At 65.5% G+C, this 18,765-nt stretch carries 18 protein-coding genes; 14 read left to right on the top strand and 4 right to left on the bottom strand.

What is annotated here, in order from left to right:
• Positions 1 to 6: 6 nt before the first annotated feature.
• The 7 genes from B3098_RS16590 (at position 7) to cyoD (ending at position 6,683) form a co-directional block, all read left to right on the top strand.
• Positions 7 to 495, top strand: coding sequence for a copper chaperone PCu(A)C (locus B3098_RS16590; protein ID WP_279970877.1), 489 nt, complete (start codon positions 7 to 9; stop codon positions 493 to 495).
• A 312-nt stretch (positions 496 to 807) separates the two neighbouring features.
• A complete protein-coding gene (locus B3098_RS16585) occupies positions 808 to 2,013 on the top strand; it encodes an ATP-binding protein (RefSeq protein WP_175124446.1) in 1,206 nt (401 codons plus the stop codon).
• 5 nt (positions 2,014 to 2,018) lie between these two features.
• Positions 2,019 to 2,570 (top strand): response regulator transcription factor, encoded by a 552-nt coding sequence (locus tag B3098_RS16580; protein WP_056558235.1) that lies wholly within the window; start codon positions 2,019 to 2,021, stop codon positions 2,568 to 2,570.
• A gap of 257 nt (positions 2,571 to 2,827) precedes the next feature.
• Positions 2,828 to 3,736: a ubiquinol oxidase subunit II gene (cyoA, locus tag B3098_RS16575; protein ID WP_175124445.1), complete on the top strand. Its 909-nt coding sequence runs from the start codon at positions 2,828 to 2,830 to the stop codon at positions 3,734 to 3,736.
• A gap of 2 nt (positions 3,737 to 3,738) precedes the next feature.
• Complete coding sequence (cyoB, locus tag B3098_RS16570) at positions 3,739 to 5,715, top strand: cytochrome o ubiquinol oxidase subunit I (protein WP_175124444.1); 1,977 nt, start codon at positions 3,739 to 3,741, stop codon at positions 5,713 to 5,715.
• Between the two features lie 3 nt (positions 5,716 to 5,718).
• A complete protein-coding gene (gene cyoC, locus B3098_RS16565; protein WP_056326361.1) occupies positions 5,719 to 6,333 on the top strand; it encodes a cytochrome o ubiquinol oxidase subunit III in 615 nt (204 codons plus the stop codon).
• Positions 6,333 to 6,683 carry a cytochrome o ubiquinol oxidase subunit IV gene (cyoD, locus tag B3098_RS16560; protein WP_175124443.1) on the top strand — a complete coding sequence of 117 codons (351 nt, stop codon included), beginning with the start codon at positions 6,333 to 6,335 and terminating at the stop codon, positions 6,681 to 6,683. The genes cyoC and cyoD overlap by 1 nt, the downstream gene beginning before the upstream one ends.
• A 160-nt stretch (positions 6,684 to 6,843) precedes the next feature.
• On the opposite strand, the gene B3098_RS16555 is transcribed toward cyoD, so the two are convergent.
• Complete coding sequence (locus tag B3098_RS16555; protein ID WP_286897820.1) at positions 6,844 to 9,354, bottom strand: ankyrin repeat domain-containing protein; 2,511 nt, start codon at positions 9,352 to 9,354, stop codon at positions 6,844 to 6,846.
• A gap of 205 nt (positions 9,355 to 9,559) precedes the next feature.
• Here B3098_RS16555 and B3098_RS16550 point away from each other — a divergent pair, with 205 nt between their 5' ends.
• Positions 9,560 to 10,192, top strand: coding sequence for a nitrogen fixation protein NifQ (locus tag B3098_RS16550; protein ID WP_279970874.1), 633 nt, complete (start codon positions 9,560 to 9,562; stop codon positions 10,190 to 10,192).
• 15 nt (positions 10,193 to 10,207) lie between these two features.
• Here B3098_RS16550 and B3098_RS16545 read toward each other — a convergent pair whose 3' ends face one another.
• Positions 10,208 to 12,274, bottom strand: a complete 2,067-nt coding sequence (locus B3098_RS16545) for a TonB-dependent receptor (protein ID WP_286898196.1) — start codon at positions 12,272 to 12,274, stop codon at positions 10,208 to 10,210.
• Between the two features lie 98 nt (positions 12,275 to 12,372).
• On the opposite strand from B3098_RS16545, the gene B3098_RS16540 reads away from it, so the two are divergent.
• A complete protein-coding gene (locus B3098_RS16540; protein ID WP_056558252.1) occupies positions 12,373 to 12,588 on the top strand; it encodes a SlyX family protein in 216 nt (71 codons plus the stop codon).
• A gap of 152 nt (positions 12,589 to 12,740) precedes the next feature.
• Here B3098_RS16540 and B3098_RS16535 read toward each other — a convergent pair whose 3' ends face one another.
• Entirely contained in the window at positions 12,741 to 12,914 is a 174-nt protein-coding gene (locus B3098_RS16535; RefSeq protein WP_246282880.1) for a hypothetical protein, read from the bottom strand.
• A gap of 220 nt (positions 12,915 to 13,134) precedes the next feature.
• Between B3098_RS16535 and B3098_RS16530 the strand changes: the two genes are divergently transcribed.
• On the top strand, positions 13,135 to 13,500 hold the full coding sequence (locus tag B3098_RS16530; RefSeq protein WP_191576118.1) for a DUF4148 domain-containing protein: 366 nt from the start codon (positions 13,135 to 13,137) through the stop codon (positions 13,498 to 13,500).
• Positions 13,501 to 13,662: 162 nt separating this feature from the next.
• The gene (locus tag B3098_RS16525) at positions 13,663 to 14,043 is read left to right on the top strand and encodes a hypothetical protein (protein WP_175137704.1); all 381 of its coding nucleotides are present in this window, start codon (positions 13,663 to 13,665) and stop codon (positions 14,041 to 14,043) included.
• A gap of 99 nt (positions 14,044 to 14,142) precedes the next feature.
• On the opposite strand, the gene B3098_RS16520 is transcribed toward B3098_RS16525, so the two are convergent.
• The gene (locus B3098_RS16520) at positions 14,143 to 16,440 is read right to left on the bottom strand and encodes an NADP-dependent malic enzyme (protein WP_191576120.1); all 2,298 of its coding nucleotides are present in this window, start codon (positions 16,438 to 16,440) and stop codon (positions 14,143 to 14,145) included.
• Positions 16,441 to 16,546: 106 nt separating this feature from the next.
• On the opposite strand from B3098_RS16520, the gene B3098_RS16515 reads away from it, so the two are divergent.
• The 3 genes from B3098_RS16515 to B3098_RS16505 all read left to right on the top strand — a co-directional run bounded on the left by B3098_RS16515 (position 16,547) and on the right by B3098_RS16505 (position 18,691).
• The gene (locus tag B3098_RS16515) at positions 16,547 to 17,512 is read left to right on the top strand and encodes a LysR substrate-binding domain-containing protein (RefSeq protein WP_279970872.1); all 966 of its coding nucleotides are present in this window, start codon (positions 16,547 to 16,549) and stop codon (positions 17,510 to 17,512) included.
• 142 nt (positions 17,513 to 17,654) lie between these two features.
• Positions 17,655 to 18,203 carry a hypothetical protein gene (locus B3098_RS16510; protein WP_286897814.1) on the top strand — a complete coding sequence of 183 codons (549 nt, stop codon included), beginning with the start codon at positions 17,655 to 17,657 and terminating at the stop codon, positions 18,201 to 18,203.
• The gene (locus B3098_RS16505; RefSeq protein ID WP_286897812.1) at positions 18,200 to 18,691 is read left to right on the top strand and encodes a hypothetical protein; all 492 of its coding nucleotides are present in this window, start codon (positions 18,200 to 18,202) and stop codon (positions 18,689 to 18,691) included. The genes B3098_RS16510 and B3098_RS16505 overlap by 4 nt, the downstream gene beginning before the upstream one ends.
• Positions 18,692 to 18,765 lie beyond the last annotated feature (74 nt).

The raw sequence follows: 18,765 nt of genomic DNA, 5'->3' as shown, positions 1-18,765 counted from the left end.
ACCCTCATGAAGAAGCTTTCGATCAAACCCTTGGCCGCCGTCTTCGCCCTGGCCCTGGCCGGATTCAGCCATATTGCGCTGGCGCAGGACGCCGGCCTGTCCGTGCAGGACGCCTGGGTGCGCGCGACCGTGCCCAACCAGCACGCGACCGGCGTGTTCATGCAACTGACGTCCAAGGAAGCCGGCCGGCTGGTCGGCGTGGAATCGCGGGCGGCCAAGCACGTGGAAGTGCACGAGATGGCGATGCAGGACAACGTCATGAAGATGCGCCAGGTGGCCGGCATCGACCTGCCCGCCGGCCAGGCGGTGGACCTGAAACCCGGCGGCTACCACGTCATGCTCATCGACCTGGCCAAGCAGATCGTGCCGGGCGATCACGTCGCGCTGACGCTGATCGTGGAAGACGCGGCCCGTCAGCAGCGGCGCGTGCCGATTGACGCGGTGGCCCGGCCGCTGAATGCGACCGCCGCGCCGGCGGCCGGTCACGGCCACTGATGACGGGCGGCAGGCGCTCATCGCGCGCCTGCCGCGTGGCGGGGTCGCACCGCGATCTCGCCTTTTGAATGCCTATCGCCGGCGCTCCATGCTCGCATGTTCACCTATCGGCGGCCACATATCAGGGACGCATCGCCCCGCCGCCGCGACAGCGCCGCCCTCCGATTCACCATACAATGCCTGCACGTCCGAATCCCGCGCCTTCCGGCCCGGGCAGCAGCCGGCCACCGCCGCCGCGCTCCGGATGCCAGCGTTCCGCGCAGCCGGGCGCCCGTAACTGCCGGCAGGCTGGCCGGCCCTCTGTATCTGGATATGCCCGGTAGTTCCGCCTTTTCCTTCCTGCGTACCCTCTGCAGCCTGCGCTGGCTCGCCATCGCGGGCCAGGCCGCCACCGTCCTCGTCGCCAGCAGCGTGCTGGGCCTGGATCTGCCGCTGGAACCGCTGTGGCTGGGCGTGGGCATGCTGATCGGCTTCAACGTCTACGCCAGCCTGCGCCTGCGCCATCCGCGCGACCTCTCCCACGCCACCGCCTTCGGCCACCTGTTCATCGACATGGCGGTGCTGGCCTGGATGGTGGGCTGGAGCGGCGGCATCAGCAATCCGTTCGGCACGATGTTCCTGATCCTGACCGCCCTGGCCGCGCTGGCGCTGCCGCGCAACTGGGCGCTGGCTGCGGCGCTGGCCGGCGTGCTGGGCTATGGCGCCGCCGCCATCTTCGGTCAGCCCCTGCGCGGCGACGTGGACCCCCACACCCTGCTGCTGTGGGGCCTGGGCGCCAATTTCCTGATTTCGGTCGTCGTGGTGCTGGTGTTCTCGACCCGCCTGGCCGCCGACATGCGCGCCCGCGAGCGCGAACTGGCCCGCCTGCGCGAACGCTTCACCCGCAACGAAGGCATCGTCGCCCTGGCCACCCACGCCGCCGCCATGGCGCACGAGCTGAACACGCCGCTGGCCACCATGACGCTGCTGACCGACGAGATCGCCGCCGAGGTCCAGGATGACGAAGACCTGCGCGAAGACGTCACTACCCTCAGCCAGCTTCTGGCCCTGTGCCGGGAACGCATCCGCAATCTGGCGGTCCCAACCGCCGTGGATCTGGTTCGCGTCGTGGGGCAGTGGCGTTTGATCCGGCCGACCATCGACCTACAACGCTCGGGCACGCTGCCCACCAGCCTGCGCGTCGATCCCGCCATCGCCCACCTCTTGCAGGCGTTGCTGAACAACGCCGCGGACGCGGGGGAATCCGCCGACGCGCCCCGCGTGGACCTGCATCTGGAATACGGTTACGGCGCCCTGCGCGGCGAAGTTCGGGACTACGGACGGGGTTTCGATCCCGATCATGCCGTGCTGCCGGCGACCAGCCTGTTCAACAGCGGCAAGCCGGGAGGACTGGGCGTGGGCCTGGCCCTGTCGCATGCCACCGTGGAACAGATGGGCGGCGAAATGACCATGACCGCGGCCGAAGGCGGCGGCACCCGCATCCGCTTTTATTTGCCTCTCGGCAACCCCGGGACCTGAATGTGATGAATGCAAACGATCTTGGCCTGCTGATCGACGACGACGAACTCTACGTGCGCACCCTGCAGCGCAGCCTGTCGCGCCGCGGCCTGGAAACCCGAACCGCCACCGGCATCGCCGAGGCGCTACGCGTGGCCGAGGAAATCCGTCCGGCCTTTGCCCTGGTCGACCTGCGCCTGGGTGAAGACTCCGGCCTGACCCTGATCCGCCCGCTGCGCGCGCTGCGCGAAGACATGCGCATCCTGCTCGTCACCGGCTATGCCAGTGTGGCGACCGCCGTGGAAGCCATCAAGCGCGGCGCCGACGACTATCTGCCCAAGCCGGCCACGGCGCCCATGATCCTGCGCACGCTGGGTCTGGTGAAGCCAGAAACAGTTACGATCGAAACGACCATGACGCCGTTGCACCGCCTAGAATGGGAGCACATTCACCAGGCCCTGCACGAGACGGGCGGTAATGTTTCCGCCGCGGCGCGCCTCCTGGGCATGCACCGGCGCTCGCTGCAACGCAAGCTGGCGAAAAAACCGGGGCCGGAACGCGAGGTGCTTCCGGAATGAGTTGTGCGGGGCGACACATCTTTACAACACCCCCATGTGCACGTGCGACATATCGTCGCACCCCCTCCCTCCCCTCGGGGCTTCTGCTCCCCTAGGAAAACCCTGAATCCGCCGCCATTGGGCCGGATTTCTCCCAGGCAATGCGACCTTTCGTCGCAGGCTTGACCCAGATCAAACCGATAGGATGGACGTTGCTGCCTAGCAGCATTCCAGTCTGCTGCTTTGCAGCATTTCCCACCTTCCATCCAAGGCTGTACGTGAAACACCCCCTCCTTGCGACCCTTACGCGCATATTTGGCGTCGGCGCGGTCATGCTGCTTGGCGGCTGCAACATGGAAATCCTCTCCCCCAAGGGAGATATCGGCATCCAGGAAAAGACGTTGCTGCTGACGGCGACCGGGCTCATGCTCATCGTCGTGATCCCGGTCCTCATCATGATCGTGGCGTTTGCCTGGAAGTACCGCGCTTCCAACACCAAAGCTGACTACCAGCCCAAGTGGGCCCACTCCACGGCAATCGAAGCCGTCGTCTGGACCGTCCCTTGTATCATCGTGGCGATTCTTGCCGTGATCACCTGGCGCTCCACGCACGCGCTGGATCCCTACAAGCCGCTCGTGTCCGAACACAAGCCGGTGACCATCGAGGTGGTTTCACTGGATTGGAAGTGGCTCTTCATCTACCCCGAGTACGACATCGCCACGGTCAACGAGATCGCGTTCCCCGTGGACGTTCCGGTCAACTTCCGGATCACGTCGGCTTCGGTCATGAACTCGTTCTTCATTCCCCAGCTGGGCAGTCAGATCTATTCGATGGCCGGCATGGAAACCAAGCTGCACCTGAACGCGCGCGAAATCGGCACCTACGCCGGCATTTCGGCCAACTACAGCGGCGGCGGTTTCTCGGGCATGCGCTTCAAGGCGCACGCCATGTCGCAGGAAGGGTTCGACAACTGGATCAAGGAAGCGAAGGCTGCTCCCACCGCGCTGACCCCCGAGGTCTATGCGGAACTGACCAAGCGCAGCGAGCGCAACCCGGTCGTGAAGTATTCGTCGGCGCCGCCCGCCATGTTTGATTTCATTCTGGGCAGCACGATGACCAAGATGGCCGGCGTGGACTCCGCCACGTGCACCTCCACGTCGAATAATCTGATCGCAGGAATCAACTAACAATGCTCGGGAAACTTACCCTCGAGGCCATTCCGTACCATGACCCCATCGTCATGGTTACGCTGGCCGCCGTGTGCCTGGGAGGCCTAGCGGTCTTCGGCGCCATCACCTACTTCAAGAAGTGGAAGTACCTGTGGACGGAGTGGCTCACCACCGTCGACCACAAGCGCATCGGCGTGATGTACATCATCGTCGCCCTGATCATGCTGCTGCGCGGCTTTGCCGACGCCATCATGATGCGCACGCAGCTTGCCGTCGCGTCCGCGGACTCGGCCGGCTTCCTGCCGCCGCACCACTACGACCAGATCTTCACCGCCCACGGCGTCATCATGATTTTCTTCATGGCGATGCCCTTCATCACCGGGCTGATGAACATCGTCGTGCCGCTGCAGATCGGCGCCCGCGACGTGGCGTACCCGTTCCTGAACTCGCTGAGCTTCTGGCTGTTCGCCGCCGGCGTCGTGCTGATGATGCTGTCGCTGTTCGTGGGCGAATTCGCCGCGACCGGCTGGCTCGCGTATCCGCCGTTGTCCGGGCTGGACTACAGTCCAAGCGTGGGGGTGGATTACTACCTCTGGGCACTGCAGATATCAGGGCTGGGGACAACACTTAGCGGCATCAACTTCATCGTCACCATCCTGCGCATGCGTGCGCCTGGCATGACCCTGATGAAGATGCCGATCTTCACGTGGACCTCGCTGGTCACCAACGTCCTGATCGTCGCCGCCTTCCCCGTGCTGGCCGCGACCCTGGCGCTGCTGACGATGGACCGCTACCTGGGCACGCACTTCTTCACGAACGACGGTGGCGGCAACGTCATGATGTACGTGAACCTGATCTGGATCTGGGGCCACCCCGAGGTCTACATCCTGGTGCTGCCGGCCTTCGGCGTGTATTCGGAAATCGTTGCCACGTTCGCCCGCAAGACCCTGTTCGGCTACAAGTCCATGGTTTACGCCACGGCCGCCATCGGCGTGCTGTCGTTCCTGGTCTGGCTGCACCACTTCTTCACCATGGGAGCGGGGGCCAACGTCAATGCCTTCTTCGGCATAGCGACAATGATCATCTCGATCCCGACCGGGGCCAAGATCTTCAACTGGCTGTTCACCATCTACCGCGGCCGCCTGCGCATCACGACGCCGGTGCTGTGGACGCTGGGCTTCATGATCGTGTTCGTCATCGGCGGCATGACCGGCGTGATGCTGGCCATCCCCGGCGTGTCGTTCATCCTGCACAACAGCCTGTTCCTGATCGCGCACTTCCACAACACCATCATCGGTGGCGTGGTGTTCGGCTGCATCGCCGGCATGGTCTACTGGTTCCCGAAGGCGTTCGGCTTCACGCTGAACGAGCGTCTGGGCCGCTACTCGTTCTACTGCTGGTTCGTCGGCTTCTTCCTGGCCTTCATGCCCCTGTACGTCCTGGGCTTCAAGGGCATGACGCGTCGCCTGAACCACTACGACAACCCCGAATGGCAGCCGTACCTGCTGGTCGCGCTGGCTGGCGCCGCGCTGATCATGCTGGGCATCTTCTTCCTGCTGCAGCAAGTGTTCGTCTCCGTGCGTCAGCGCAAGCAGAACCAGGACGTCACCGGCGATCCCTGGGATGGCCGCACTCTGGAATGGTCGATCTCGTCGCCCGCGCCTTTCTACAACTTCGCCCACGTTCCTCACGTTGATGAACTGGACCAGTTCTGGGAAGACAAGCAGAGCGGCAAGGCGTACAAGCGCCCCGCCAAGTACGAAGACATCCACATGCCGAAGAACACCGCCGCAGGTGTCTGGATTGGCGCCTTTGGCCTGGTCATGTGCTTTGCGCTGATCTGGCACATCTGGTGGCTGTCGATCGTCGGTTTCGTGGGCATGATCGGTTCGTTCATCGTTCGCGCCTATGACCGCGACGTCGACTACTGGGTCCCGGCCGCGGAAGTCGAACGCATCGAAAACGCTCACTTTGACAAAATGCAGAAGGCCGCCTGAGCCATGATTCAAGCCGTAGCCACTCACCCCCACGCGGGTCACGACGATCACGCGCATCACGACGATGGATCCAAGACCGTTTTCGGTTTCTGGGTCTATCTGATGAGCGACTTGCTGATCTTTTCGGTGCTGTTTGCCACGTTCGCGGTGTTGTCCAACGCCACCGCGGGCGGTCCGTCCGGCAAGGAACTGTTCGACCTGAACTTCGTCCTGGTCGAAACGCTGTTGCTCCTGGTGTCCAGCTTCACCTTCGGCATGGCCAACCTGAACGTGCACGCCAACAACAAGAGCCGTGCCATGGGCTGGTTGATGGTCACGTTCCTGTTCGGCGCGGGCTTCATCGCGATGGAAATCTATGAATTCCATCACCTGATCAGCATCGGCGCCGGTCCGGGCCGCAGCGCCTACCTGTCCGCGTTCTTCACGCTGATCGGTACGCACGGCCTGCACGTGACCTTTGGCCTGATCTGGATCATCGTCATGCTCGACATGATCCGCCGTCATGGCCTGGACTCGATCAACAAGCGTCGTCTGGCGTGCCTGAGCCTGTTCTGGCACTTCCTGGACATCGTCTGGATCTGCGTCTTCACCTTTGTCTACCTTCTGGGAGCCCTCTGATGTCGCACTCCGCTGCGGCCGCACACGGCCACGACGATCACGCCGCCGATCACGGCAGCCTGAAGTCCTACATTATCGGTTTCGTGCTCTCGCTGCTGCTCACCTTCGGCTCGTTCGGCCTGGTGATGCACGGCGCGCTGTCCCACACCGCCACGATCATCGGCGTGGTGGCGCTGTGCATTCTCCAGCTGCTGGTTCAGCTGGTGTACTTCCTGCACATGGGCGCATCGAAGTCGTCCCGCGACAACCTGGCCACGTTTGTCTTCACCGTGCTGATCATCTTCATCATCGTCGGTGGTTCGGCCTGGGTGCTGTACAACATGAACGTCAACATGGGCCACGCCATGTAATGACCGCTTGCCGTTCAGGCATGCAAAAACGGGCGCCTTCGGGCGCCTGTTTTTTTGGGGTGGGATTGCGCGGAAGGCGCTGGGGCGTCGCCGGCAGGCAAGCTGGCCGCAGCCGCTGCGCAGCGCGCGCCGGATCCGCGCGGCGGCTCAGTATGGCGATTCAGCGCGGCGGCGCCGGCAGGTCCACCTCGGCGCGCCGTGCCAGCTCGGTTGCCGTCACGCCCTCGAAGGGCTGCACGCGCGACGTCTGGTTCAGATCGCATCCAGCCGGGCCAGCGGCTGCATCGAGCACCTGCTTGACCGCACGTCCGCCCATCGGGCTGACCGGGCCGTTGTTGCCAAGCTGCCAGGCCAGCACGTCCGCCACCGCCATGCCGCAACGGGCCGGCGTCTTTGGCGCGCCGCCGTGTTCGAGCAGCAACTGAACCTTGTTGTCCATGCCCAGGTTCAGCATGATCACCAGCGGCAGCGCGTCCGCCGCCGCAACGCCCTCGAGCCGCATGTCGAAATCGCTCCGGTCGGTCGGGTCCGCACCCGCCTTCAGCCAGGCCTCGTACAGATCGTCGGGCAGCCACGGCAGGCTGAGCGGCGCGATCCGGTTGCGCAGCGGCCCCGCCGTGTCGGCCGGCGCCGCCAGCGGCACGCCTGCGGCCACCAGCCGGTCCGCGATGGCGCGCAGCCGCGCGCGCTGGCCGTCCCACGCCGCGCTATTGCCGTCAGCCGCCGCGCGTTGCTCCACCTGATTCCACATCGACAGCAGACTGGACAACGGCTCCGTCGAAAGCGGCGCTTGCGGCGGGCGAGCAGCCTGCACCAGTTGATCGATGAGGCCAGGCTGCAGGTAGCGGACCGCCAGCGACAGGCCTTCATTCATCCCGTTACGGTCGGGCGCGTCCTTGCTGGCGCCGTAGCCGCCCACCGCGGGATCGGCGCCATGGGCCAGCACGTATGTCACGCGCTCGGGCACGGCATAAGTCGCCGACGGGGTCAGGTCGCCGCCCGGCGATTCACGCAGGGCCTCAAGCAAGGGCGTTTCCCACATGGGACTGTTGCCGTAGTACATGCGGGTGTAGGCGGCATTGATGTCCGCCCCCCGCGCGAGCAGTTTCTCGGCAAACCAGAAATTCTTTGGCGTTTGCAGCGCGGCATGCAGCAGCGAGCGCCCGTTCTTTTCGCGCGCGTTCGGATTGGCGCCCTTTTCAAGCAGGTAGACCAGGTTTTCCTTGCTGTCGCTGTAGTACGAAATCCGGCGCATCAGCAGCGGCGTGCCGTTCGAGTCCAGCGCATCCACCGGCGCACCCGCGGCGATCAGGATGTCGGCCAGCGCGTAGCGCTCTGCGGCCGGGCGGGTGTCCTTGGCGTCCGGCAACGCGCTGGCGACCAGCGAGAACCCGTTGTCGGGGCCGTCCGCCTTGGCGCCCGCGTCCAGCAGCACGCGCACCATCTCAAGCTGCTTGCGCGACACGGCCACCGACAGTGCGGACCTGCCGTATTCGTTCGCGCCGTTCGGATCCTGTCCGCCCGCAAGCTGGGCGCGCACCGCGTCCAGATCGTTCGCCTGGATCGCCTGGAAGATCGCCAGGCGCGGACGGCAGACCTGCGCATCCAGTGCCGAGGCCTCCAGCGCCGCGCCGATGCGGGACGCGATGTTGGCCGGAATGGCTTCCTTGCCGGCAAGGCGCTTTGCGCAATACAGCCGGTAATCCTCGCGCGCCAGCGCTTCGTAGTAGGCCCGCTCCTCGCGCGATTTCTCGCGCTGTTTCCAGCGGGCGTCGGCGCGGTTCAGGTAGGCGGCGGTGCGCGACGGATCGCGCCGCAGCACGTCGGTCAGGATGCGTTCCGCCTGCGCCGTGTCGCCTGACTCGGCCAGCCAGAAGCCGTAGTCGTTCAAGGCGGTCAGCATCTCGGCGTCCTTGCCGTCCGGATCGATCTCGCGATAATCCTGCGCCATGACGAATCGGCGCAGGTCGGCCAGCGCACGGTTGAACTCGGCGGTCTTGGCACGCGGAATGGCGCGCGCCACCTGGTGCAACGTGCGGAACGTGGCCGTCACGTCCGGCGCCGTCTGGTGCTCGAAGCGCACCTGCGCGGGAAACGGGTCCAGCCGCGGGGGATAGTCGCGCAGCGCCGCCTGCAACGTCGCCAGCGCCTGTGCGCGGCGCGCCTCGTCCCACGGGCGGCTGCTCGTGACGACAGCAAGCTGCGTGTCGGCGTTGACCGACGCGGCCTCACCTTTGTCGTCCACCAGAAAACCCGTGGCCTTGCCGGCGCCGGCGCCGCGATCGGCATAACCGACCCAGTAGAACGCTTCGCCTGCGCGCGGGGACCGGACCGCCACGTTGTCCTCGCGCGACGCCTTCCAGCCTTCGGGATCGATCACCAGCGGCTGCGAGCGGAAATCCAGCTTGAAGGTCTTGGCCCCCTCGCGCACGTACCGGTACAGGTACAGCCGGTTTTCCATCTGACCAACAAGGACGGCGTCCTTGACGTTCTCGGTGCCCCACACCCGGCGCTCGGGCTCGCGCAGCGGATAACGGGAAAGCCGGATCGAATCAATGACAGCGCCGACGTCAAAGGCCAGGGCGGGCGGCGGCGATGCGGCCATGCCGGCCAATGCCAGCGCGACGGCGCCGAACAAACGGGTGACAGCGGGACGAAAACGGCGCGACATAGGGACAGAACGCTGATGGGAAAGCGCCGATCATACCGTCCCCGGAAAACACCCTCGGGTATGTCCCAAGACCGATTCCCGTCCGATGTCAAAAACTGGACAACCTTTCGTTATATATTCGCGCTTACAACGTTTAGTTAACAGCTTAATTACCCGTTTGCGCTGTTGGCGTCTTTCCGCTTTCAACCGTTACTTCAGAATCTTCATGGACGCCGTCGTGCCCGTGCCGCCCTCCCACCCCGACCCTCACATCGCCGATCGGGCGCAACGGTTTGCGCAGGCGCTGCTGCGTCATGCCCCGCCCGTGCATCCCGACGCCGGCTTTTTCGCGGCGGTCATCGGCACCAGCATTGCGCATCAGGATCTCGCGCGCAGCGGCCTGTCGCCCGCCGAGCTGCACGAGCTGCTCGACTATCTGTTCCCGGGTGCGCTGGCCGGCTTCGACACGCCCCTGGCCCCGCTGCGCGAGCTGAACGCCGCCTACGCCGGCACGGGCGCGAGCGATCCGCAGCCCGGTTTCACGCTGCTGATGCGCGTCCTGCTCGACGCCTACAGCGCACCCGGCCCAGACACCACGCCATGGGTCAGCAGCATCCTCGCGCATGCATGCCTGCGGCCCGATCATCTGTGGCGCGATCTGGGCCTGTCCGGCCGCGAAGACGTCACCGCATTGCTTGCGCGCCACTATCCCGGCCTGGTGTGCCGCAACGTGGACAACCTGCGCTGGAAGAAATTCCTGGCGTACTCGGCGCGGGAACACGCCGGCCTGCCGGTCGCCGCCGCCCCCGGATGCAGCGATTGCGAGGACAACGGATTCTGCTATCCGGCCGCCGCTTGAAACGCGCGCTGCGGCTCAGAACCGATACGTCGCCCCCACGCCCACGCCCGCATTCCGTCCGGGCGCCGGTTCGTAATAGCGCCCGTTGCCTTCGTTGACGATGACCGAACCTGCGTAGTCGCGGTCGAACAGGTTGTCGACGCGGGCGTAGGCGTTCAGCTCCCACGGGCCCGCGCGCTTGATATAGCCGACGCTGGCGGCCGCTACAAAATAGGCGGGCGCGTCGCCATTGTTGGCGTCGTTGACGTAGATCTTGCTCAGGTAGCGCCCTTCCACCCCGGCCTGCCAGCCTTCGGGCGGCGCCCAGGCCAGCGAGGCATAGGCCGCCTGGCGCGCGATGCCGGGGATCTTGTTGCCCGCGCGGATATCGCCGCTGCCGTCGTCGGCGTAGCGTGCGTTGAGCAGCGTGTACGCGAGCTGCGTGCGCCAATGGCGCGCAAATTCGCCGGACCAGCTCAGTTCCAGGCCATCGCGGCGCGTGCGGCCGGCGTTCTGGTAGCTGGTGCGCCCGCCCAGGCTGCCCGCAGACACGATCTCGTCGTCGGTGCGGGTGCTGAACACCGCGGCCGTCAGCAGGCCGCCGGCCATGCGCGCCTTGACGCCGGCTTCGACGTTGGTGCTGACCGATGGCATCAAGCCGAAGTTCAGCCCCGGGGCGCCGCCGGGCCGGTACGAGATCTCGTTCAGCGTCGGCGTTTCAAAACCCCGGCCGTACGAGGTGTAGACGCTGACGTCGTCGTTGACGGCGTAGCGCAGCGCGGCCACGGGCAAGGCCTTGCGATAACGCGCGCCGCCGCTGTCATCAGTATTGCCGGCGGTGATGTAGTGGTCGTCGGAGTCGAAGCGGACCGTGCTATAGCGCAGGCCTGCGTCCAGCGTCCAGCGGTCGGCGAAATTCCAGGAGGCCTGCGCATAGGGGTCGGCGTTGTAGACGCGATTGGTTTCATCGCGGCGCAACGCGCCTTTCACGCCCAACTGGCGGCTTGCGCCCGAACCGACGAAGTTCTCGTAGCCCTTGCGGTCTTCCTGCATGGTGTCGTACGAGAAGCCGCCGATCACGGTCAGCGCGCGGCCCGCCAGCGTCAGTTCCGAGGTCCAGCGCACGTCCGCGCCGCCGTATTGGCGCTTCAGATCGATGACGCCGCCGGCCTGCGTCGTCAGTGTCTGTGCCTCAGGCCGAATCGATTGATACTGCGTCGTGTCACGCTGGCCGTAATAAAGCATCACGCGCAGCGCATTACGTCCATCGACTTGGTGGTCGAGAACCAGCCCGCCCTGCGTCTGCTTTACCGTCTTGCGCGTGTTGAACTCCTCAGCGAGCGGCGCGCTGCGCGGGTCGTCCTGAAACTGCTGGTAGGTCAGGCCCAGCGGGTCCTGCGCCTTCAGGTCGACGCTATTGACGACGAGGGTCAGGCGGCTGTCGTCGTTCAGTTGCAGGCCCAGCTTGGCGTTGCCCAGATTCTTGCGCGCGGCGCTGTGGTCGCGATAGCCATCGGTGGTGAAACGCGACAGGTCCAGCACGTAATCCAGCTGACCCGCGCCCGTGCCCGTGACGCCGCTGGCCTGCGCGCCGTAGCGCCATGTGCCGTAGCTGCCGCCCCAGCCGCTGGCGGTGATCTCGGGCGGATTGGCGCCGTCCTGCGTGAACACCTGGATGACGCCCCCGGAGGAATTGCCGTACAGCGCCGAGAACGGCCCGCGCAGCACCTCGACGCGGTCGATGGAGCCGATGTCGATATTGGAGGTCTGCCCCTGGCCATCGGGCATCGTCGCGGGAATGCCGTCGACATACAGCCGCACGCCGCGCACACCGAACGTGGACCGCGCACCGAAGCCGCGGCTGGAAATCTGCAGATCCTGCGCGTAGTTCTGGCGGTTCTGGATCTGCAGGCCGGGCACGCCGGCCAGCCCTTCAGACAGGTTGATGCCGGGCTGCTGCCAGCGCATGGCGCTGCCCTGCACGACATCGACGGAGGCCGGCGTGTCCAGCACCGCGGTGCCGAGCCGGGTGCCGGTCACCACCACCGGGGCCAGCGTCTGGGCTTGCGCCAGCGCGGTCGCAGCCGGTGCAAGCGCCAGTATCGTGCTTGCCGTCCACCACCACGTGCCGCTGTCCCGCCATTGCCGCTGTACCAAACTTCTCTCCTGTGATCGGGCGGGAATGGGTTCTAATACCCGCCATGGAAAATACGCAAGACATCGAACGCCGGCTGATGGACCTGGAGGTCAAAGCCAGCTTCTCGGATGATCTTCTGGAGCAGTTGAACCAGATCATCGTCCGCCAACAACAGCAGATCGACCGGCTCATGCGCGAGGTCGCCGACCTGCGCCAGCAGGCGCCTGAGGGGGCAGCCCCCTTCCGCAGCCTGCGCGACGAACTGCCGCCGCACTACTGATCGCCAATAGTGATAGCGCAGCAGCCTGGTCATACTACCCAAGGGCTCGACCCGGCGCATCAGCCATAACGCCGCCTGCGCCGGCAGCGAATATCGTGCCCGCTGCGCGGGGTCGTCGGTTTCGTACCCGCCGCGCACCGTTCGCAGCAAGGTCAGCAGCGCGTCCTCCGGCACATCAGGCGCGAAAAATCGTAGTCGATGCGGGCGACGGCATCGGCGGCGTGATGGTCCTGCAGCACGGAATTGGGTAGCTGGCTTTCTCGAGCCTTGGCGTACAGCGTGATGAGAAGCGTGGCCTTTTCTCGGGTGAGGTCGATTTTTTCCATGCACAAGTCCGGTCGATCTGCCCCGCCTCGGTATTCCAACAATGGTGACTTAGCCTATTTAGAGGCCAAATCTTTCCACTGATGGAATTATCTTTTACCGATTTCCGGGTTTATCCGCATTCTAGATCGGCGCAAGATTCAACCCATCGGGAAACAGCAAAGAACCACGACGGAAAGGCCGCCGGATTCGCTCCCAGGCTCTAGAAATCGGAGGTTTACCATGAAGACCCTTGCTACCGCTTTGATGTTCTCGCTGGCTGCACTGAGCGCCGGCGCCTACGCCTCGCCCAACATCGAACCCAACAACGTGCCCTTCCAGGGCGTCTACGGCACCCCGTACGAAGGCCCCACCCGCGCTCAGGTGCAGGCCGAACTGGCTGCCGCGAAGGCCGCCGCCAAGGCTGCCGGCATCAACACCAACGCCGAACCGAACAACACGCCGTTCCAAGGCGTGTATGGCACGCCGCACACCGGCAAGACCCGCGCCGAGGTGCAGGCCGAACTGGCCGCCGCCAAGGCCGCCGGCCAAGTGTCGAACGTGGAACCGAATGACATGCCGTTTGCCGGCGTGTATCACGGCAACTGAAACGGCAACTGAAACGGCTCTCCCGCCGCGCAACGATTTACCCTCCCCTTGTTGTAGCTTGGCCGCCCCGTTGGGCGGCCTTTTTTTGGCGTACTATCGGCTCAGATTCACGGTGCAGACTCGCTTACCGCCTTACTGGCTGTTCACATCAGGGAGCCCATCTTGAAATATCCCCGCGTTCTTGCCGCAGTGCTTCTGTCCAGCGTCATGGCGTCGGCGGCGGTCGCCGCCCCGGCCGTCATGCTCAACGACGCCCTCATCACGCAGATATTGCCGGCCGACCGCGCCTCGTTTCACGAGGCCGTGGCACAGGCGCTGAACAGCTCGGCCGACGGCCAGAGCACCGAATGGACCAGCACGCACCAGCGCAAGAAGGCGGCGCCGATCACGGTGCAGTTGACGCCCAAGCAAACCACCAAAGCCGGCAATGACCGCGTCTGCCGCTTCCTTGTCGGCAATTTCTCGCGGACCACCACGACCGAAACCTGGCAGTTCTGGTTCTGCAAGCAACCGGACGGCACCTGGAAGGCCAGCGCAAACTAGGCCTGGCCGCTCACCCGCAGAAAAAAATGCGCGCCGGCTCCATGAGGAGCGGCGCGCATTGTCTTGGCCGCGCGAATCACGCGGCGGGCTCAATGGCGGTCAGGCGCCTTCGACGCGGTTGGCGTCGAGCACCGTCATGGCCGTCATGTTGATGATGCGGCGCACGGTGGAGCTGTTGGTCAGGATGTGCACGGGTGCGTTGGCGCCCAGCAGGAACGGACCCACCGCGACGTTGCCGCCCGCTGCCGTCTTGAGCAGGTTGTAGGCGATGTTGCCGGAGTCCACATTCGGGCACACCAGCAGGTTGGCTTCACCCTTGAGCGTGGACGACGGCAGGATGCGCATGCGCAGGCCCTCGTCCAGCGCGCAATCGCCGTGCATTTCGCCGTCGATTTCCAGTTCCGGGGCCGCTTCACGCACCAGTTCCAGCGCGCGGCGCATCTTCTCGCCCGAGGCCGAGCTGCCCGAGCCGAAGTTGCTGCGCGACAGCAGCGCGACCTTGGGCGCCAGATTCATGCGCGCCATTTCCTGCGCGGCCATGATGGTGAATTCGGCGATCTGCTCGGCGGTGGGCTCGTCGTTCACGTGCGTGTCCACCAGGACCACCGTGCGCTCGTCGAGCAGCAGGATGTTCATGGCGGCGTAGACGTTGTGGCCCGGACGGCGGCCGATGACCTCGTCCACGAATCGCAGGTGGTCGTGGTACGCGCCGACGGTGCCGCAGACCATGCCGTCGGCATCGCCCAGATGCACCATCATTGCGCCGATCAGCGTCAGGCGGCGGCGCATTTCCACGCGCGCCATTTCCTTGGTGATGCCACGGCGGCTCATCAGCTCCCAATACGTCGTCCAGTATTGGTGGAAGCGCTCGTCGTATTCGGGGTTGGTGACTTCGACGTCCTCGCCCAGGCGCAGACGCAGGCCGAATTTTTCGATGCGCGACAGCAGCACGGCGGGACGGCCCACCAGGATCGGACGGGCCAGGCCTTCGTCGACGATGACCTGGACCGCGCGCAGCACGCGTTCGTCTTCGCCCTCGGTGAAGACGATGCGCGCCTTGCCGCCGGAGCGCACGATGCGCTTGGCCGCCGAGAACAGCGGCTTCATGAACGCGCCCGAGTGGTACACGAACTGCTGCAGCTGTTCTTCGTAGGCTTCCAGGTCGGCCAGCGGACGCGTGGCGACGCCGCCTTCCATCGCGGCCTTGGCCACCGCCGGCGCGATGCGCACGATGAGGCGCGGATCGAAGGGCTTGGGGATCAGGTATTCGGGACCGAACGAGATGTCGTAGGTGCCGTAGGCGGCGGCCACGACTTCGTTCTGTTCTTCTTCGGCCAGGTCGGCGATGGCATGCACCGCCGCCATTTCCATTTCGCGCGTGATGGTCGTGGCGCCCACGTCCAGCGCACCACGGAAGATGTACGGGAAGCAGAGTACGTTGTTGACCTGGTTCGGGTAATCCGAACGGCCCGTGGCCATGACCACGTCGTCGCGCACGCCGTGCGCCACTTCCGGCAGGATTTCCGGCGTGGGGTTGGCCAGCGCCAGGATCAGCGGACGCGAACCCATGGCGGCGACCATTTCGGGCTTCAACACGCCGCCGGCCGACAGGCCCAGGAACACGTCGGCGTCCTGGATCACCTCGGCCAGCTTGCGGGCGTCGGTCTTCTGCGCAAAGCGCGCCTTGTCCGGATCCATCAGCGTGGTGCGGCCTTCGTAGACCACGCCCTCGATGTCGGTGACCCAAATGTTTTCCAGCGGCAGGCCCAGGTCCACCATCAGGTCCAGGCACGCCAGCGCCGCAGCGCCCGCGCCCGACGTGACCACCTTGACCTGCTTGATGTCCTTGCCCACGACCTTCAGGCCGTTGATGAAGGCGGCCGACACGGTAATGGCAGTGCCGTGCTGGTCATCGTGAAAGACCGGGATCTTCATGCGTTCGCGCAGCTTGCGCTCGACGGTGAAGCACTCCGGGGCCTTGATGTCTTCCAGGTTGATGCCGCCGAACGTGGCTTCCAGGCCGGCAATGATCTCGACCAGCTTGTCGGGGTCGGTTTCGTTGATTTCGATGTCAAAGACATCCAGGCCGGCGAACTTCTTGAACAGCACCGCCTTGCCTTCCATGACCGGCTTGGAGGCCAGCGCGCCGATGTTGCCCAGGCCCAGCACCGCGGTGCCGTTGGAGATCACGCCCACCAGGTTGCCGCGCGCGGTGTAGCGGTACACGTTGGACGGGTCGGCCACGATTTCCTCGCAAGCCGCCGCCACGCCGGGCGAGTACGCCAACGCCAGGTCGCGCTGGTTGACGAGCGGCTTGGACGCCACGACGGAGATCTTTCCCGGGGTGGGGAACTCGTGATAGTCCAGGGCTGCCTGGCGGTCGGAGGGGTTGTTCATGGGCTGTGGCCTCGCTGTCTTGAATGTGCAAAATTCTAGGGTGGAAGACATAAGGTGTTCATTCGGATTTAATATCGTCCCATCACGCTTTCCTAATGCCTTGTCTATGACAGCCTTTGATCCGGATGCCGTTTTCCGGAAATTGACTTCGCGCCTGAAGATGCGCCACCTGATGCTGCTGCTCCAGATCGAGCAGCACGGGTCACTGACCCGGGTGGCCGAACACATGGCGACCAGCCAGCCCGCCGTGACCAATGCCCTGGCCGAACTGGAAAGCATGTTTGGCGTACCCCTGTTCGACCGCTCGGTGCGGGGCATGACGCCCACGCCCATGGGCGCCGTGGTGCTGGCGCGTGCCCGCGGGCTGGTCCATGACCTGGGCCATCTGGTGCAGGAAATGGAAACCGTGGCGGCCGGGCACGCCGCCCACCTGCACATCGGGGTCATTCCGTTCGTGTCGGGCCAGATGCTGTCGGCGGCCATCGGCCGCACGCTGCCGCAGGGCCGTCAGCTCACCGCGACCATCCACGAGGGTCAGGGGCCGGCGCTATTGCGCCAATTGCGCGACCACACGCTGGACGTGGTCGTCGGCTGGGCCACGCCCTCGGTGGACCTGAGCAACATCGGTTTCGAGGTCCTGTACCACCAGCAGCCGCGCCTGATCGCCAGCCGCCGGCTGGCCGCCCGGCTGGGGCGGTCGCGCCTGGAATGGAACCGGCTGGCCGATCTGGACTGGATCCTGGGCACGCCGGGCAGTCCGATCCGCGAGCAGGTGGCCGACATCTTCTTGCGCGCCGGCCTGGCGCCCCCGCCGCCGTCCGTGCAAAGCGACTCGTCCAAGCTGATCGGCGAGATGATCGTGGCCAGCGACCGCGCTGTCACGATCCTGCCTGCCGACATCGCCGACGAACTGGTCCGCATCGCGGGTGCGGCCATCGTGCCGTATTCGTTTGACTGGACGCTGCCGCCGATCTCGCTGTTCACGCGGTCCGACGGTTTGCGGCGCAACGTCGAGGCGCTGTTTGCGGCGGCGTTGCGCGAGGTCTATCTGAAGGGCGGGCGGCCGATGTGATCCGTCTGCGGCCGCAGCAATATTGCAGGGCTGCGACCGCATGCGTCCGCACAAAAATGCCAACAAATGTAAAGCCCGCGGCCACGCGGACATACGCCCTCCTATACTTGCGCCCGCCAAGATTCACAGGAGGGCCCGCAGCTTGTTCACCATCTCGCCAACCTTTGCGAGCGGCCGCGCGCTTTGCCTGCTGGGACTCGCCGCGCTGACCGCGCTTTCAGGCTGCAGTTCGATGCTGGGAGAAGGCACGGGCGCCGCGGCCGGTATCGCCGGCACGGCCATCGCCAACAAGGTGACCGACAACGCCACGGTGGCCACGGGCATCGGCCTGGGCGTGCAGGCCGGCGCGAAGGCCGCGCTGGCCTATGCGCAGCGCCAGACACGCGGTGAAGAGCAGGACGCCATCGCCAAGGCGGCCGGCGCGCTTGCGGTGGGCAAGGTCGCCAGCTGGAACGTCAAGCATAAGTTGCCGATCGAGGACGACGCGCGCGGCCAGGTCACCGTCAGCCGGCTGATCGGCGGCGGAGACCTGCAATGCAAGGAAGTGGTGTTCTCGGTGGACACGCCTGTCGGCAAACCCGGCATTGATCCCGAACGCGAGTTCTACGTCACGACCGTCTGCCGCGACGGCGAAAACTGGCGCTGGGCCAGCGCCGAACCGGCGACCGCCCGCTGGGGTTCGCTGCAGTGACGCGCGCGTTTGGCATGCTGGCGCTGACCGCCAGCCTGGCGCTCGCGGGCTGCCAGAGTTCCTCCATCGGTCCCGCCACGGGCGCGGTGGTCGGCACGCTGAGCGGCGCGGCCACAGCCAATCCCGTCGCCGGCTTTGCCATTGGCGTGACGGTGCAGGCTGCGGTGGACGCCACGGTGAAGTACGTGTTGCGCGAATGGAAGAACGACCAGCAGAACGTCATGGCCAATACGGTGGGCGGGCTGCCCATCGGTGAAGTCCGGCAGTGGCAGATCAAACGCACCCTGGCGGTGGGCAACGAGCGCGGCAGCATCCAGGCGGTGCGCGACATCGAGACGCCGCTGGCGCACTGCCGCGAGGTGCTGTTTACGGTGGCAGTGGAAGGCGCCGCGCCTGCCTACGCCAGCACGATCTGCCAGCGCCGGGACGGGCAATGGAAATGGGCGTCCGCCGAACCGTCCGTGGCGCGCTGGACGGGATTGCAGTAGCCCCGCTTGCTCGCGGCAAGACTCGCGGGCGATACTGGACCGGCCTTTTTCGCCTTGTCTTTTCGCCTTCCGTT

The sequence above is a fragment of the Achromobacter sp. UBA2119 genome (assembly GCF_002331005.1).
Classification (GTDB): Bacteria; Pseudomonadota; Gammaproteobacteria; order Burkholderiales; family Burkholderiaceae_B; genus Achromobacter; species Achromobacter animicus.
The sequence above is the reverse complement of the archived record's forward strand: the minus strand, read 5'-3'. Positions and strand labels throughout refer to the sequence as shown.